This window comes from Shinella sp. M27, assembly GCF_049199905.1.
Lineage (GTDB): Bacteria > Pseudomonadota > Alphaproteobacteria > Rhizobiales > Rhizobiaceae > Shinella.
Genome location: NZ_JBLZPK010000024.1, coordinates 44340 through 61204, shown reverse-complemented (window position 1 = coordinate 61204; position 16865 = coordinate 44340). Strand labels below are relative to the sequence as shown.

The window sequence follows — 16865 nt, the reverse complement described above, 5'->3', positions numbered from 1 at the left end:
GGAGGTTCTGATGGCTGGATTGCGTGCGAAACAGAAGGCGGACAAGACCCGCCGCATTCTCGAATCCGCGACGACGCTGTTCCGCGAGCAGGGCTATGACAGCGCCCGCATCGAGGATATCGCCGAGATGGCGGAAGTCTCCGTCGGCACGCTCTACAACTATTACCAGAACAAGGGTGACATCCTCGTTGCAACCGTCGCCATGGAAGTGACGGAAGTGCTGGAAGCGGGTGCGCGCATCGTCGCCAATCCGCCGCTCAACGTCGCCGAGGCGCTGCGCACGCTGATCGAGCAATATTACGATCACTCGCTGTTCTACCTCTCCAAGGAGATGTGGCGCACGGCGATGGCGATCTCCATCCAGCAGCCGGAAACGCCGCTCTCCCGGCGATACACCGAGCTCGACGGCCAGCTGTGCGCCCAGGTCGTGCAGCTGGTGCGCACGCTGCAGGTCCGTGGCGTGGTGCATGCCAGCATCGATGTCCAGGCCATGGGCGAGGTGCTGTTCAACAACCTCAACCTGATGTTCATGGAGTTCTGCAAGGTCGAGGCCATGCCGATCGAGGACCTGAAGGCCCGCGTCAACGCGCAGCACGAACCGCTCGCCGCCCTCATCAGTACCATCAAGATCGTCTGAGACCTCTATGACCGAACAGGAATCCAGCGTCCTCGCCGCCGCCGATGCGCTCGTCGGCGCCTTCTCCCGGCATGACCGAGACGCCTATTTCGCCGCCTTCGCGCCGGAAGCGACCTTCCTTTTCTACAATCTTGACCGCACGCTCGATGGCCGCGCGGCCTATGAGGCGGAATGGGCGCTCTGGGAAGAACGGGACGGTTTTCGCGTGCTGGCCTGCCGCTCGACGAACCGCAAGGTCCAGCTCGTCGGGGAGGTTGCGATCTTCACGCATGCGGTCGAGACCGACGTCTCCGTCGGCGGGGAAACCGTGACGAACAACGAGCGGGAGACGATCGTCTTTGCGCGCGATGCCGCCGGCCGCTGGCTTGCCGTGCACGAGCACCTTTCGGCCGCTGCCTGATCTAGCAGCAGCGGTCCTCGGCCCTGCCGGTCGAGAGCTGCTCCAGGATCGGACAGTCTGGCCGGTCGTCGCCGTGGCAATGGGCGGAGAGGTGCTCCAGCGTGTGCACCATCTCCTGCAGCAGACGCATCTTCTCCTTCATTTCATGTATATGAGCGCTGGCAATGCGCTTGACGTCGCCGGAGGCGCGGGCGCGATCCTGCCAGAGCGCCAGCAGATCGCGGATCTGCGCGATGGAGAAGCCGAGATCGCGTGACCGGCGGATGAAGGACAAGGTCGAGAGGTCCTTTGGACCGTAGGTCCGGTAGCCGGAGCCGGTGCGGCCTGCCGCACGGATCAGGCCGATCTGCTCGTAATGCCGGATCATCTTGGGCGTAACGCCCGTCGTCTCCGCCGCTTCGCCGATATTCATGCCTGGTCTCCCTTGTGGAACGGCAGCTTGAAGCGCTTGAGGCGCAGCGCGTTCGAAACGACGAAGACGCTGGACAGTGCCATGGCGCCCGCCGCCAGCGCCGGCGACAGCTGGATGCCGAAGGCGGGATAGAGGAAGCCTGCGGCGACCGGGATCAGGGCGACATTGTAGCCGAAGGCCCAGAACAGGTTCTGGCGGATATTGCGCATGGTCGCGCGCGATAGCGCAATACCGATGGCGACGCCGCGCATATCGCCGGCCATCAGCACGATATCGGCACTCTCGATGGCGACATCCGTGCCCGTACCGATGGCGATACCCGTATCGGCCGCCGCCAGCGCCGGTGCGTCATTGATGCCGTCGCCGACGAAGGCGACTTTTTTTGTGCCATCGGCGGAGAGCGCCTTCACGGCCGCAACCTTGCCATCGGGCAGGACCTCGGCCATCACCCTGGTGATGCCGAGCTTTGCGGCCACGGCCTCGGCTGTGCGGCGGTTGTCGCCCGTGATCATTGCGACCTCGATGCCAAGCGCCCTAAGGGCGGCCACGGCCTCCTGCGTCGTCGGCTTGACCGGATCGGTGACGGCGAAGAGGGCCGCAAGCCTATCGTCGATGGCGGCATAAAGCGGCGAGGCACCCTCGGCCGCCAGCCGCTCGGCATCACCTGCGAAGATGGAGGGATCGAGACCGAGGGAGCCCAGAAAGCCTGCGGAGCCCGCCTGCACCTTTCGCCCGGCGACGATGGCCGAGATGCCCTGACCGGAAATCGCCGCGAAATCAATGGCTGCGGGAAGCTCGATCCCCTCGTTCACGGCGGCCTCGTGGATGGCGGCGGCAATCGGATGTTCGGAATGCACTTCCGCCGCAGCCACGAGGGACAGAACCTCACCACGGGCAAAGCCCTCCGCTGGGACGATCTCCGTCAGCGTCGGATGGCCGAGTGTCAGCGTGCCGGTCTTGTCGACCGCGACGATATCGGTTGCCTCAAGCGTTTGCAGCGCCGTGCCCTGGCGGAAGAGCACGCCGAGTTCGGCGGCGCGGCCAGTGCCGGTTATGATGGAGGTCGGTGTGGCCAGTCCCATGGCGCAGGGGCAGGCGATGATGAGCACGGCGACAGCATTGACCAGGGCATGGGCCAGGGCCGGGCTCGGCCCGAAGACGAACCAGATGCCGAAGGTTATGAGCGCGACGGCCATGACGGCGGGCACGAACCATTGCGTGACGCGATCGACCAGCGCCTGGATCGGCAGTTTCGCCGCCTGCGCATCCTCGACCATGCGGATGATCTGAGAGAGCACCGTATCGGCGCCGACGCGGGTGGCGCGGAAGGTGAGGGAACCCGTCGTGCTGACGGTGCCGCCGGTGACCACATCGCCGGCCTTGCGCGCGACAGGCATCGGCTCGCCCGAAATCATGGATTCGTCGATATAGGAACTGCCCTCCGTCACCTCGCCATCGACGGGCACCTTTTCGCCGGGCCGCACCAACACGATGTCTCCGGGCACCACGTTTTCCAGCGGCACGTCCTCCGCCTTGCCATCCCGCAGCACGCGGGCGGATTTGGCGCGCAGACCCGCCAGATGGCGGATCGCCTCGCCGGTGCGGCCCTTGGCGCGCGCCTCGAGGTAGCGGCCGGCGAGGATCAGCGTGACGATGACGGCGGCGGCTTCGAAATAGACATTCGCTGTGCCCCCCGGCAGCAAAGCCGGCGCGAAGGTGGCGACCGTCGAAAAACTCCAGGCGGCGAGCGTTCCGATCACCACCAGGGAATTCATATCCGGCGCAAGACGCAGCAAGCTCGGAATGCCCTTGCGGAAAAAGCGCAGGCCCGGCCCGGCAAGCACGAGCGTCGCCAGGATGAACTGGATGACGCGGCTCGTCTGCATGCCGAGAGTTTCGTGGATGAAATGGCCGAAGGACGGGAAGGCGTGCGCGCCCATTTCCATCCCGAAAAGTGGCGCCGCCAGAAGGGCGGCAATCACGAGATCGCGCCGCAAGGTCACGGCTTCGATCGCCCTACGGTCCTCTTCGGCGGGAGCCGTTGCCGTTTCGCGAATGGCCTTGTAGCCGGTGCGCGCAACGGCGGCAGCTACGTCCTCGAAAGAGACCGCCCCCTTCAGGAAACGAACGCGGGCGCGTTCCTGCGCGAGATTTGCGGTCGCATCGACAACGCCCGGAACGGCCTTCAGCGCTTTTTCGACCCGGCCGATGCAGGAGGCGCAGGTCATGCCCTCGACGGGAAATTCGAGCACGTCCTCGGCGACGCCGTAACCGGTCTTTCGCACCGCTTCGGCAACGGCAGCGGCATCGGCCACGCCGTCAAAGGTCACGTCCGCCTTCTCGGTCGCCAGGTTGACGGCGGCGCCGGAGACACCCGGCACCTTCTCGATGGCCTTTTCGACCCGGCGCACGCAGGACGCACAGGTCATATCGGAGATGGAAAGCTTGATCGTCTGCCGCTCTGCCGGCGGCACAAGGGTGAGCATGGTGCACCTTCATCCAGAAGCTCTCCTTGATCCGGTATGGACCAGAGGAGGTCGCTTCATTTTGGATAGATCGTGCACCTTCCCATCATGTCAAGGTCAAGCGGCTTTTTGCCGTTCAGTCCACGGCGACGGGCGAATAGCCCTCGGCCTCGATGATGGAGGCAACGGCGCTGCGGTCTCCGGCATTTTCAATCGCGACGCGCTTGGTCGAAAGATCGATATCGACTTTCGCGGACGGATAGGCGGCAAGCACAGCGCTTGTGATGGTCTTGGCGCAGTGGCCGCAGGTCATGTCGGATACGGTGAAGGAAAGGGTGTCGCTCATGGGCAGGCTCCTGATTTGTCTATGCACGCTGAAGCCTTCCCCCATGGCAAGGTCAAGCCCTGCCGAAGACATCCGTTCAGCCGAAAAGACGGGCAAGCAGCGCCAGGAACTGGTCTCGCGCCCGCATTCCACCCAATCGCTCCAGGCAGTCCGCCTCGAAATCGGCCTCGGCCCGCCGCGCATCGCTCAGCAGGCTTTCCCCCGATGGCGTCAGATGGAGCGCATAGGAGCGACGGTCGTTGGGCACGTTCCGCCGCTCCGTCAGACAGCGCTCTTCCAGATCATTCATCAGCGACACGAAATTCGCCCGCTGAATACCAAGAACAGCCGCAATTTCAGATTGTTTCCGGCCTGGATTTTCGGCGATCATAGCCAGCACGCTGTATTCCGTGGGACGCAGGTTCACCACGGAGAAATAGTGCAGGAACCGCTGTATGAACTGGCCATGTGCCCGGCGGAGCTGATGCGCCACACTTTGAGAGATTGCGGAGGAATCCAGAGCCTCCGTTGGAGGAACATCGTAAGTTTTGCTTATCTTTTCCATGCTTTGGCCACCTTTCCCCGGTGCCGGAGGAATTCCGGCGTGCGGCCTGCACACGACCATAGGTGCCCGCACGGATGGCGCAAGGCGCGGCATGCGTGATTGCAGCAATTTTCTACACGCAATCAAGAGGCGAGGAATGATTTTGCGTTTTTTCAAACCCAACGCGACGCCCTGAGTTTATTTCAGGGCGCCATAACTCAACCAGCGGTAAATTTCCGCATTCAATCGATTGCGAATCGATTTAGGCGGCCCCTCAGCAAGGCGATCGTCTGGCTGTCGGCATTGGCGAAGGCAAAGCGCAGATACCCCTCTTGGCCGGCACCGAAATAGCTTCCGGGCAGGCAGAGAATTCCGGCTTCCTTGGCAAGTTTTTCCGCGACGCGAGCGGACGGCACGCCCTCGAAGGGATGGCCGATGAAGGCGAAATAGGCACCGACCGCACCGACCTTCCAGGCCGGTGCGCCGGCCATGGTCGACAACAGCGCCTCGACGCGGTGCGCGATCTCCAGCCGGTTCCCCTCGCGCCAGTCCGCCAGCAGCGGCAGCGCGGTGGCGACCGCGGCCTGCGCGGACCGCGGCGGGCAGATTTGCAGATTGTCCATGATCTTCGCCACCTGCTCGACCACGTCGGCACCGGAGGTGATGGCGCCGAGGCGATGGCCGGGAATGCAGAAGGACTTGGAGAAGCTGTAGAGGCTTATGAGCGTGTTCTCCCAGCCGGCACGCCTGAAGAGATCATGTGGACGACCGGCACCGGCCGGCAGAAAATCGCGATAGGTCTCGTCGAGGATGAGCCAGATGCCGCGCGAAACGCAGAGATCGTAGATTTCGGCGAGCAAAGCCGGCGGATAGACGGCGCCGGTCGGGTTGTTCGGCGAGACGAGCGCCAGCGCCCGCACATCCGGCGTGATCGCGGCGGCAAGTGCTGCGACATCGGGCAGGAAACCGTTGGCGGCGTCGCAGGCGGCGAACCGCGTCTTGATGCCGAGCATCGCCAGCGTGGTTTCCTGGTTGAAATAATAGGGATCCGTCATCAAAACGGCATCGCCCGCACCGGCGATCGCCATGGCGGCGCAGATGAAGGCCTGGTTGCAGCCGGCCGTCACGTGGACATTGCCGGCGGCGAGCGGCAGGCCGTAGGTTTCGGAAAGATGCTCGGCATAGGCCTTGCGCAGGCTGTCCTCGCCCTCGATCGGTCCATAGCCGGTATAGGCGCGCGAGGCGGCATATTCACCGAGCAGGCGCAGCATGTCGGGATGCGGCGGATAGCCGGGCACAGCCTGCGAAAAATCGATCATCGGGCCGCTGCGGCCATCATAAGCATCGCCCCAGGCGAAGACATGCGGGATCGGCGGGGCGGCAAGGGTTTCGACGAGCGGGTTGAAGCGGGGCATGGTCAGTTCCGTGAGTATCACGCGCGGGTCTTGCGCTGGGGGGTGGACGCGGTCCGGCGCTTGACAGGAGCCGGGATCGGACGAAAAGGTTCGGCCGCCCGCGTGCCGCGGCCGCGCAGCAGCATGCGGGCGGAGGTCTGCGGCTCGGGTAAGCTTTCTTCGAGCGAAGCAAACAGCCAGTCGATGAAGACCTTGACGATCGGCGCCTGCCGCACGGATTGCCGGCAGGCGACATAGAACGCGTCGGCGGCCGGCACGGTGAGATCGAACGGCACGACCAGTTCGCCGCGCGCGATCAGATGGCCGGCGGTGATCGTGTCGCCGAGCGCGATGCCTTGGCCATGCAGGGCGGCCTCGGTGGAAAGACGGGCATCGCTCATGAAATGCTGCCGGCCGCGCACGATGTCGGTCGCATCCGCTGCCGAAAGCCAGGTGCTCCATTCGCGCCCGTCGTCACCGTGGAATATCGTATGGTGGGAAAGGTCGCGCAGCGACCGCAACGGCCGGCTGTTCAACAGGGTAGGGCTAGCGACGGGGAAAAGTTCCAGCCGTGACCAGAGCCGCGTCCAGTAATCCGGCCAGTTGCCGTCGCCATAGAGCACGCTGACATCTGTATCGAGCGAGCGTAGGTTTTCCGGATCATTGGAGGCGATCAGCGTGACACGCACGCCGGGAAACTGGTCGGTGAAGGTGTTAAGGCGCGGAATGAGCCAGAGCGAAAGCAGGGCCGGCACGCAGGTGATGGTGAGGTCGCCGCTCGTTTCCGGCTGCTTCATCAGGGCGGTCGCCGCCGCGATCTCGCCGAAGGCATTGGTGACGGCCGGCAGCAGCAGCGCGCCTTGCGGCGTCAGCTTCAGCCGCTTGCCGCCACGTTCGAAAAGCGCGGTCCCGAGCGACTCCTCAAGCGCCTTGATCTGGTGGCTGACGGCACCGTGCGTTACGTTCAATTCCCGCGCGGCAGCCGACACGGCACCGCGACGGGCGGTCGCCTCGAAAGCACGGAGCGGATTGAGCGGCGGGAGGCGCGCAGTCATGGAGCGGAAAACCGGATATGTGAATTTTTCTCACTCCAATCGCTATAACAATGTCAATTGCTTTTCCAGCCATTTTATTACGATACTATGAAGAACGAGGGCAAAGACCCCGGGGGAACATATCGAAACGCTTTGATCCGGCCCCCGGTCTGCCCTCATTTTTCATTTGCGATGAGGTAGGCACGATGAGCGGCAGCAAGCTGGATGAACTCAAGGCGAAATACGGCGCAAGCCATGGCGGCGAGATGTTCGACCCCGCCTTCCGCAAGGTCGCCGACAAGATCTTCACCAAGAACGGCACCCGCCTCGCGCCCTATGCGGGCGTCCCGACCTTCCTTTCCGCGCCCTATATGCAGGTCGATGCCGTCGAGCCCGATTTCGGCAACCTGCAGGTCGCCATCACCGGCGTGCCGATGGATCTCGGCGTCACCAACCGCCCCGGCTCGCGCTTTGGACCCCGCGCCATGCGCACCATCGAGCGTATCGGCCCCTACAACCACGTGCTTGACTGCGCACCGGTACAGGAACTGCGCGTTGCCGACATCGGCGACGTACCTTTCCAGAGCCGCTACCGTCTCGAACTCAGCCATGACGATATCGAGAAGCGCTTCAACCAGATCGTCGATGCCGGCGTGATCCCGCTCGCCGTCGGCGGCGACCATTCGATCACTCATCCGATCATGAAGGCTGTCGGCAAAAAGCAGCCGGTCGGCATGATCCATATCGATGCCCATTGCGACACCGGCGGCATGTTCGACCAGACAAAGTTCCACCATGGCGGCCCGTTCCGCAACGCGGTACTCGACGGCGTGCTGGACCCAACCCGCACCATCCAGATCGGCATCCGCGGTTCTTCGGAATATCTCTGGGAGTTCTCCTACGAGTCCGGCATGACCGTCATCCACGCGGAAGAGGTGAGTGGGCTCGGCATTCCCGCCATCATCGAAAAAGCGAAGGCCATTGTCGGCGACGGGCCGACCTATCTCTCCTTCGATATCGACAGCCTCGACCCGAGCTTTGCGCCCGGCACCGGCACGCCGGAGATCGGCGGCCTCACCACGCGCGAAGTGCTCGAATTCATCCGCGGCCTAAAGGGCATCAATCTCGTTGGCGGCGACGTGGTGGAAGTCGCCCCGCAATATGACGCCACGACCAACAGCGCGCATGCGGGCGCACAGGTTCTGTTCGAAATTCTGAGCCTTATGGTTTTCAGCCCTTCCGTGTCGCGGACGGCCTGACATAGAATAGCAACAACGGGAACGCTCCGGCCGGATCAACCGGTCGGCCTAACAGGAGAAAGACCACTATGCGTGACATCCTCAAGACCAATGTCAGTCGCCGTGCCGTGCTGGGCGCCGGCGTCGCCGGTGCCTCGATGCTTGCCATGCCGGCCGTGCTGCGCGCGCAGGACAAGTCGTTGAAGGTCGGCGTCTACGGCGGCTATTTTAAGGATTCCTTCGACAAGAACATCTTTGCGGACTTCACCAAGGAGACGGGCATTGCCGTCGAATCGGTCGCCGAGCCGACCGGTGAAGCCTGGCTCGTACAGCTCGAACAGGCCGCCAAGGCAGGTCAGGCACCGGCCGATGTCTCCATGATGTCGCAGGTCGCGATGCTGAAGGGTCAGTCGACGGACCTCTGGGCAACGCTCGACACCGCGAAAATCCCGAACGCGTCGAACCTTATCGACCATTTCGTCAACAAGTATCCGGATGGCCGTGTCGCCGGCATCGGTGCCGTCGCCTGGTACATCACGCTCGTCACCAACACGGATGTCTTCAAGGAAGCCCCGACGTCCTGGTCGGCTCTGTGGGACCCGGCAAATGCCGATAAGCTCGGCCTGCTCGCGCTCGTTTCCAACTCGTTCCTGCTCGAAGTGACCGCCAAGACCCATTTCGGCGGCACGAATGCGCTCGACACCGAGGAAGGCCTGCTGAAGGCCTTCGAAAAGCTCGCCGAAGTGAAGCCGAACGTGCGCCTTTGGTATCGCGACGAAGCCCAGTTCGAGCAGTCGCTGAAGTCGGGCGAAATCCCGATGGGCCAGTACTATCACGACGTGACGGGCCTTGCCGCCAAGGATGGCCAACCGGTTCGCTCCACCTTCCCGAAGGAAGGCGGCATCATGGATTCGGGTTGCTGGGCGCTGTCGCGCGCCTCGAGCAAGGTCGAGGAAGCCCACACCTTCATCAACTACATGAGCCAGCCGAAAATCCAGTCGCTGCTGTCGCGCAAGGTCGGCACCGCGCCGACCGTCAAGCGCGACCTGCTCGACCTCACGGCCGAAGAGTTCGCAGCCGTGTCCTCGGATATCGATCCGATCATCCCGCGCTACGACCTCTACACCACCAAGGCCGACTGGCTGAACCAGAAGTGGACCGAAATGATCGCAGGCTGATCCCTGCCTTCTCCTGAAAACGACCGGCCGGCTATCCTAGCCGGCCGGCCCCAGAACCGTCAGCGCCGAGCGGAGCCCCAATGTCCGGATTGACCCTCCAGAATATCGTCAAGCAGTTCGGCACGTTCACGGCCGTGAAAAATGTCGAACTGACGGTGCCGCATGGCACCTTCGTCTGCCTTCTCGGTCCGTCCGGCTGCGGCAAGACCACGCTGATGCGCATGGTCGCCGGCCTCGACCTGCCGACCAGCGGCGCCATCAAGCTCGACGGCAAGGACATCACGAATGTCCCAACCCACAAACGCGACCTCGGCATGGTCTTCCAGTCGCTGGCGCTCTTCCCGCACCTGACGGTCGGCGAGAACATCGCCTATTCGCTGCGCATCCGCGGCGTCGGTAAGGAAGAGCAGAAGAAGCGCGTCGACGAGCTTCTCGCGATGATCCATCTTATCGGCTATGCCGACCGACCGGTCGCAAAGCTCTCCGGCGGCCAGCGCCAGCGCGTGGCGATCGCCCGCGCACTCGCCATCTCGCCAAAACTCTTCCTGCTCGACGAGCCGCTTTCGGCGCTCGACGCCAAGCTGCGCGAGGCCATGCAGGTGGAACTGCGCCAGCTCCAGCAGCGCCTCGGCATCACCACCATCGTCGTTACCCACGACCAGCGCGAAGCCATGACCATGGCCGACACCGTCGTCGTGATGAGCGGCGGCGAAATCCGCCAGGCCGCAGCGCCGGTGGAAATCTACCGCCGCCCGGCCGATACCTTCGTCGCCGACTTCATCGGCATGACGAACCTCATCGATTTCAAGGCCGACAGCACCGGCGCCAGCGTGCTTGGCGCGTCGATCCCCGGCCTTGCCGTTCCCGCCGGCTTGAAATCCGGCATCATCTCGGTGCGCCCGGAAGACGTGCATCTCGTAGCACCCGGCAATGCCCCTGTTACCGGAACCGTCACCTTTGTGCGCGACCTCGGCGGCACGATCGAGACCTTCGTAGAGGCCGGCGGCAAGCAGATCGTCGCTGTCTCCATGCCGAACGCCCGGCCTGATGTGTCCGTCGGCCAGTCCGTCGGCGTCCAGCTCAACCCCGGCGACTGCGTGGTGCTCAAGTCATGAGACGCGAAGCTCCGCAAAAACTCTCGGACTACGGCCCGCTCTTCTTCCCCGCGGGCATGCTGATCACTTTCTTCGTCGTGCCTTTCGCGACGATGATCGCGGTCTCGTTCTTCAAGCGCAATCCCTCCGGCTTCTACACGCCGGATTTCGTCTTCGAGAATTACGCCCGGTTCCTCAGTCTGTTCTTCGGCAAGGTGCTCGGCTTCTCGCTGTTCCTCGCCGTCACCGTCGCCATCTGCTGCGTCGTGCTCGCCGTGCCCTTCACCTATCTGCTGTCGCGCGCCAGACGCAGGACGCAGGTGCTCTGGCTGGTCGCGCTCCTGTCGATCCTGTCGCTATCGGAAGTCATCATCGGCTTTGCCTGGTCGACGCTGTTTTCGCGCACCGCCGGCATCACCAATCTTCTCGTGATGCTCGGCATCCTGGATCAACCGGTGGCGTTGAACCCGAGTTTCGGCGCGGTGCTGACGGCCATGACCTACCAGGCGCTGCCCTATACCGTGCTCGTGCTCTATCCTGCTCTCGTGCGGCTCGACCCGACTTTGACGGAAGCCGCGCGCACACTCGGTGCCTCGCCGATAAAGTCCTTCTTCACCGTCGTCGTGCCGGCACTGCGCAACACCATCGTCGCCACACTGATCATGGTCTTCATCTTCGCGCTCGGCTCCTACCTGCTGCCGCAGATTCTCGGCCGACCGCAGCACTGGACGCTCTCGGTGCTCATCACCGACCAGGCGATCTACCAGTCGAACATGCCGTTCGCCGCCGCCATGGCCGTGTTCCTCGTGCTCGTCACGCTCGGCCTCGTCGCACTCACGGTCATCGCCGGCCGCAAGGGAGAAGCCGCATGAACGGGTTTCTGCAAAAGGTCTATTTCGGCCTCATCGGCCTCTTCCTGTCGCTGCCGATCATCGTCGTCGCCGGCGTTTCGGTGAACGAAAAGCAGGACCTTGCCTTCCCGCCGAAGGGTTTTTCGCTGGGCTGGTACGGCGAAATCTTCGCCAATGTCGAATGGCGCAACGCGCTTTTCGCCTCGGTCACGCTGGCGGCTCTCTCGGCCGCCGTGGCCCTGCTAATCGCGCTGCCGCTCGCCTGGTTCCTCTGGCGGCGTCATGCGCCCTGGGCGAACATCTTTCAGCTGCTCGGCATCGCGCCGTTCACGCTGCCGCCTGTCATCACCGCGCTCGGCCTGCTAACCTTCTGGGCCGCGACCGGCTTCTACGGCCAGCCGGCCACCGCCGTCATCAGCCACGCCATCTTCTTTGTGACGCTGCCGCTGGTGACGTTGTCGCTCGGCTTCTCCTCCATCGACCGCTCGCTGGTGGAGGCCGCCGCGACGATGGGCGCGGATGACCGCACGATCTTCCGCACGGTCGTCCTGCCGCTGATCCTGCCCTACCTGATCTCCGGCTATGCTTTCGCCTTCGTGCTGTCGCTCAACGAATATATCGTTGCCTACATGACGATCGGCTTCACCATGGAGACGCTGCCGATCAAGATCTTCAACGCCCTGCGATACGGCTATACGCCGACCATGGCCTCGGTGACGATCCTGTTCGTGGCGATCGCGGCCACCATCTTCGGCCTCGTCGCGCGATTCGGCGATCTGCCGAAACTGCTCGGCGCCATGTCGTCAAAGGACTGAGACCATGCGGATCGCCGCCCTTCAGATGCACGCGATCGCCGGCGACAGCGAGGCGAATATGGAGCGCATCGCGGCAGCCGCCGCCGATGCGGCAGCAGGCGGCGCCAAGCTGCTGATCGTGCCCGAGCTTGCCGTCACCGGTTACGGGGCAGGGCAGGCGGCTTTCGAAAACCTCGCCTCGCCCGCCACGGGCGCGGTGGCAGAACGCCTCAGCACGATTGCGCGGGAAAACCGGATCGCCGTCGTCGCCGGCTTTGCCGAACAGGAGGGCACGCTGACCTATAACAGCGCGCTCTTCACCGATGGCATCGGCACCAATGCCGTCTATCGCAAATCCCATCTCTACGGCGACTACGAGCGTGACGTCTTCAAGCCCGGCGTGCCGAACTCCATCATGGTGGAACTCGGCGGCATCAGGCTCGGCATGCTGATCTGCTACGACGTCGAATTCCCGGAAAACGTCCGCCGGCTGGCATTGGCAGGGGCGGACCTCGTCGTCGTGCCGACCGCGCTGCCCAAGGGTTCTTCCGGCACCTTCATCGCCAACCACATGATCCAGGTCCGCGCCTTCGAAAACCAAGTCTTCGTCGCCTATATCAACCATTGCGGCGCTGACGACAATTTCACCTATGCGGGCCTGTCGCGAATCGCAGCACCCGATGGCAAACTGCTTGCCGAGGCACCGGCGGAAGGCGAGATGCTGCTGTTTGCGGAAGTGCGCCCCGAGGACTACGCCAAATCGCGCGGGGAAAACACCTATCTCGTCGATCTCGGCCGTCCGATTTAGAGGCTGATCAGCGCCGTTCCGATGACCGCGAGTGCTGCGCCGAACCAGGCGGGTGCCGGCGGCACCGTGCCGGTTCTTGCCCAGACCATCGGCAGAATGACGATGGGCGTCATCGACGACAGCGTCGAGACGACCCCGACATTGCCATGCGCCAAAGCCGCCATCAGCAGCGACATGCCGAGGCCAACGCCGAAGAAGGCGGAGCCGACGGCAAACCCTACCGATCGCGTCGTTATGCTGGGTGCCGGCTTCAAGGCCGGATGTGGCACAGCCATCAGAAGCAGGAAGAAAAGCGCCGCGAGCCCCGAACGCACCGCCATTGCGGTAAATGGCTCAACGCCACCCGCCATCGCCGGCCGGGCGGCAAGGCTGCCGAGCGCTTGGCCGAAGGCGGTGACTACGCCGAGAACGATGCCCAGCCATGGTGTCTTTGCCTGATCACCCCCGGCCTTTGAGGACGAACGGGCGCCGATGGCCAGAAGAATACCCGCCAGCACGCAGGCGATGCCGATACCCTGCCGGCCCGACAGGGTTTCCTCGAGAAAGACATAGCCGAGTACGACCGCGAAGGGCGAGGCGAGCGAAAAGAGCAGGGCCGTGGTGCGCGGGCCGGCTGTATAGATCGTTGCGAAATAGGTGGTGCTCGCGATGACGATGCCGAACAGGCTGGAGACGGCGAGATAGCCGAACTGCCAGAGTTCCATCGTGCGCCAGCCGCCGAGAATGACAGACACGGCTGCGGTCATCAGAAAGGCCGCGATCATCTGCAAGCGGGCGAGATCGAGGAGCGGCAGACGGCCCTGCAACTCGCTGACGAGCATGCCGCTCATCGCAATGCAGACGGCGGCGGAAAGAGCGAGAATCTCAGCGATATACATGGAAAGGCCGGGCAGTTGACTGCCCGGCCTATCGCACAGATTTGCCCTATCCGATAGGGCCGGTTTCAGGATTACGCCTGATAGGTGACCTTACCATCGCAGATGGTGGTGACCGGGCGAACCGTGGCGAGCTTGGTGAAGTCCGTCGCCTCGACATCGGCGTCGAGCACGACGATATCGGCAAGATAACCCGGCTTCAGCACGCCCTTGCGGTCTTCCATGAATTCGACCCAGGCGCCGTTCTTCGTATAGGCGGCGAGCGTCTCGTGCAGCGAAAGACGCTCGTCCTTCATGCCCTCTTTCCATACCTCGCGCGACATGGCGCACTGGATGCAATTCATCGGATCGAGCGGCGAGACCGGCCAGTCCGTGGCGAACACGATCGGGGCACCGGCGTCAACCAGCGTGCGCCAGGCGAAGGCATAGGGCCAGCGATCTTCGCCGATATAGGAGAGATAGGGCTCCAGCGGCAGGCCGGCGCTGCCCGGCGGGTGAGTCGGCTGCATGGAGGCGACCGTGCCGAGCTCCTTGAAGCGCTTGATATCGTCGGGATGCACCACTTCGATATGCTCGATGCGGTTGCGGCTGTCGCGCTTGCCGTTGGCCTTGATGGCCGCCTCGTAGCCGTTCAGCACCATGCGCACCGCGCCGTCGCCGATGGCATGCACGGCGACCGGCAGTCCGAGTTTGTCCGCCGTGATGGCGACATCGTTGAAATGCTCCTGCGAGAACAGCGGGTCGCCCTTCAGGCCGGGCTGATGGCAATAATCATCAACGAAAACCGCGGTGCCGGATTCCGTGACGCCATCCATGAACAGCTTGACGAAGTCCGAGCGAAGACGATCCGAGTTGAAACGCTCGCGCCACGCGGCAGCCTTGGTCTCGATGTCGGAGAGCGGCATGAAGTTCTTCATGTGGAAGGGCATGCGAATGCGAACCGGCAGGCCGACGGTCTTCTCGATCTCGTCGAGCATTTCCAGCTGGTAGAGGCTGCCGTCCATGTTCTGCACCGAGGTGATGCCGAGCGAGGCGACATAGGCGAGACCTTCCTTGAGGATCTCGATATCGCCGGCGCGCTGTTCGGCCGTCACATGCTCGGGATCGCCGCCCGTACCCACGCCGAGCATTTCGCGGCCGCCCGTTTCGCTAAGTGCGGAGACCGGGCGGATGGCGTTGCTTTCACGCAGTTCGCCATTGGCAAGGCCATCCTCGCCCATGACGATCTCGTTGCCGACGCCGACATCGCGGCCTTCCAGAATGCCGCCCATCTTCAGGGCGAGCGTGTTGGCCCAGGCGGTGTGATGGTCGGGCGCGAAGATCAGCACGGCGCGATCCGGCAGGATGCGGTCAAGGTGATGGCGCGTCACGCGCTCGTCGTCGGACAGGATCGTATAGTCGGCGTGCTGGGCAATCAGCAGCTGGCGCTCCGGATAGTCTGCGGCATAGGTCTTCAGCGCCTTGTCGAGCGCGTCAAAGCCCTTCATGCCGTAGAGCGAGAGCTCGCGCAGTTCGGCCGAACCGCCGAAAATGTGCATATGCGCCTCGTTGAAGCCCGGCAGGACCGTCGCGCCCTTGGCGTCGATCACGTGCGTATCGGGGCCGGAAAAGGCATCGATCTGCGCTTCGGAGCCGACGGCCAGAATGCGGTTGCCGGCAACGGCGACGGCGCTCGCACGCGGATTGGCCTCGTCCATGGTCAGCGCCCGCGCATTGCGGATGATAAAGCTCGCTTCGGTCTGCATGGTGTGTTCCCTCAATATTTTTAGATTGCCCGGCGGCAAAGCGCCCGGAAGAAGGTAAAGATGTCCTGGTTCTCCTCGTCGCCCAGCGGCTCCGGATGGGAGGAGAATTTGACGATGACCGTTTCCGTGCTCGGATCGACATAGAGCCATTGGCCATGGATGCCGATAGCACAAAAGGCTTGGTCGGCCTCGCCGGACTGGTACCACTGGCTGCGGTAACGACCGTTCGGCAGATCGACATTGCGACCCTGCTGCCAGGCTTCACGGTCGCCGTTTTCCTGCATGTCGCGGATCCAGGCGACGGGGATAATCTGCCTGCCGTCACGCGCCCCGTCATTGCGCAGGAGTTCGCCCAGACGGGCAAGATCGCGCGCCGTCATGGAAACGCCGCCGGCGGTGCGCGGCGTACCGATCGCATCGACCGTGATATCCGCAAGCCCCTTGGCGCCCATCGGCTTCCAGAGCAGATCGGAGGTGAGGTCGGCGAAACGCGCTCCGGTCACGCGCTCGATGATCACCCCGAGCAGATCGGCATTCGGCGAGGCGTAGTAGAACGGGCCGCCATGCGGGCGTTCGGCCTTCTGCAAGGTCATGAGGAAAGCGGCGAGGTTTTCGGGCTCGGCGCCCGGCATCGGCGGGTTCCAGAGCATCGAGCGGCGATAGCGCGCGAAGGCGCCATAGGGATCGAGATAGGCCTCCTCGAAATCCAGGCTGACGCGCATGTCGAGCACGTCGCGATAGGTGCAGTCGCCGTAGACGCTGCCTTTGGCCTCCGGCAGGTAATCCGTCACCGGACGATCGGGATCGAGAATGCCGTCCGCCTCCAAAATGCCGGAGATAACAGCCGTCAGCGACTTGGAAATGGAAAAGACGAGATGCGGTGCATCGGGATTGGCGTGCGCGGCATAGTATTCCGCAACGATTTCGCCCTTGCGCATCATCACGAAGGCGTCCGTGTGAGCGAATTCCAGAAAGGCACGGGCGGTCTCTGTGCCGGCGAGTCCGGTTTCCATCGGCGCGTCCAGAAACGTGTCGCTGGCGAGCGGTCGTTCTGAGACCACCGTTTCGGGC

At 63.5% G+C, this 16865-nt stretch carries 17 protein-coding genes; 8 read left to right on the top strand and 9 right to left on the bottom strand.

Annotated elements, in window-relative coordinates; translation table 11 throughout:
• Nucleotides 1-10: 10 nt before the first annotated feature.
• Nucleotides 11-637 (top strand): TetR/AcrR family transcriptional regulator, encoded by a 627-nt coding sequence (locus tag ACOZK4_RS09225; protein ID WP_421591630.1) that lies wholly within the window; start codon nt 11-13, stop codon nt 635-637.
• A gap of 7 nt (nt 638-644) precedes the next feature.
• Nucleotides 645-1037: a YybH family protein gene (locus ACOZK4_RS09220; protein WP_421591629.1), complete on the top strand. Its 393-nt coding sequence runs from the start codon at nt 645-647 to the stop codon at nt 1035-1037.
• Between the two features lies 1 nt (nt 1038).
• On the opposite strand, the gene cueR is transcribed toward ACOZK4_RS09220, so the two are convergent.
• From cueR to ACOZK4_RS09190, 6 genes are all read right to left on the bottom strand, one after another.
• The gene (cueR, locus tag ACOZK4_RS09215; protein ID WP_421591628.1) at nt 1039-1449 is read right to left on the bottom strand and encodes a Cu(I)-responsive transcriptional regulator; all 411 of its coding nucleotides are present in this window, start codon (nt 1447-1449) and stop codon (nt 1039-1041) included.
• Nucleotides 1446-3935 (bottom strand): heavy metal translocating P-type ATPase, encoded by a 2490-nt coding sequence (locus ACOZK4_RS09210; protein WP_421591627.1) that lies wholly within the window; start codon nt 3933-3935, stop codon nt 1446-1448. The genes cueR and ACOZK4_RS09210 overlap by 4 nt, the downstream gene beginning before the upstream one ends.
• A gap of 115 nt (nt 3936-4050) precedes the next feature.
• A complete protein-coding gene (locus ACOZK4_RS09205) occupies nt 4051-4260 on the bottom strand; it encodes a heavy-metal-associated domain-containing protein (RefSeq protein ID WP_421591626.1) in 210 nt (69 codons plus the stop codon).
• 76 nt (nt 4261-4336) lie between these two features.
• The gene (locus ACOZK4_RS09200; protein ID WP_421591625.1) at nt 4337-4804 is read right to left on the bottom strand and encodes a MarR family winged helix-turn-helix transcriptional regulator; all 468 of its coding nucleotides are present in this window, start codon (nt 4802-4804) and stop codon (nt 4337-4339) included.
• A 221-nt stretch (nt 4805-5025) separates the two neighbouring features.
• Nucleotides 5026-6198, bottom strand: a complete 1173-nt coding sequence (locus tag ACOZK4_RS09195; RefSeq protein ID WP_421591624.1) for an aminotransferase — start codon at nt 6196-6198, stop codon at nt 5026-5028.
• A gap of 17 nt (nt 6199-6215) precedes the next feature.
• The gene (locus ACOZK4_RS09190; RefSeq protein WP_313523190.1) at nt 6216-7232 is read right to left on the bottom strand and encodes a LysR substrate-binding domain-containing protein; all 1017 of its coding nucleotides are present in this window, start codon (nt 7230-7232) and stop codon (nt 6216-6218) included.
• A 185-nt stretch (nt 7233-7417) separates the two neighbouring features.
• Here ACOZK4_RS09190 and speB point away from each other — a divergent pair, with 185 nt between their 5' ends.
• The 6 genes from speB (at nt 7418) to ACOZK4_RS09160 (ending at nt 13174) form a co-directional block, all read left to right on the top strand.
• Entirely contained in the window at nt 7418-8470 is a 1053-nt protein-coding gene (gene speB / locus ACOZK4_RS09185; protein WP_421591623.1) for an agmatinase, read from the top strand.
• A gap of 68 nt (nt 8471-8538) precedes the next feature.
• Entirely contained in the window at nt 8539-9627 is a 1089-nt protein-coding gene (locus ACOZK4_RS09180) for an ABC transporter substrate-binding protein (protein ID WP_421591622.1), read from the top strand.
• 80 nt (nt 9628-9707) lie between these two features.
• Nucleotides 9708-10742 (top strand): ABC transporter ATP-binding protein, encoded by a 1035-nt coding sequence (locus ACOZK4_RS09175; RefSeq protein WP_421591621.1) that lies wholly within the window; start codon nt 9708-9710, stop codon nt 10740-10742.
• On the top strand, nt 10739-11593 hold the full coding sequence (locus tag ACOZK4_RS09170) for an ABC transporter permease (protein WP_421591620.1): 855 nt from the start codon (nt 10739-10741) through the stop codon (nt 11591-11593). Before ACOZK4_RS09175 ends, ACOZK4_RS09170 begins: the two co-directional genes overlap by 4 nt.
• Complete coding sequence (locus ACOZK4_RS09165; protein WP_313523182.1) at nt 11590-12387, top strand: ABC transporter permease; 798 nt, start codon at nt 11590-11592, stop codon at nt 12385-12387. The genes ACOZK4_RS09170 and ACOZK4_RS09165 overlap by 4 nt, the downstream gene beginning before the upstream one ends.
• Before the next feature lie 4 nt (nt 12388-12391).
• Entirely contained in the window at nt 12392-13174 is a 783-nt protein-coding gene (locus tag ACOZK4_RS09160; RefSeq protein WP_421591619.1) for a carbon-nitrogen hydrolase family protein, read from the top strand.
• On the opposite strand, the gene ACOZK4_RS09155 is transcribed toward ACOZK4_RS09160, so the two are convergent.
• From ACOZK4_RS09155 to ACOZK4_RS09145, 3 genes are all read right to left on the bottom strand, one after another.
• A complete protein-coding gene (locus ACOZK4_RS09155; protein WP_421591618.1) occupies nt 13171-14052 on the bottom strand; it encodes a DMT family transporter in 882 nt (293 codons plus the stop codon). The two genes, ACOZK4_RS09160 and ACOZK4_RS09155, sit on opposite strands and share 4 nt — an antisense overlap.
• Before the next feature lie 71 nt (nt 14053-14123).
• Complete coding sequence (locus ACOZK4_RS09150; RefSeq protein WP_421591617.1) at nt 14124-15794, bottom strand: amidohydrolase; 1671 nt, start codon at nt 15792-15794, stop codon at nt 14124-14126.
• A gap of 20 nt (nt 15795-15814) precedes the next feature.
• Nucleotides 15815-16865: serine hydrolase domain-containing protein (locus tag ACOZK4_RS09145; protein ID WP_421591616.1), on the bottom strand; the 1051-nt coding region annotated here is incomplete at its 5' end.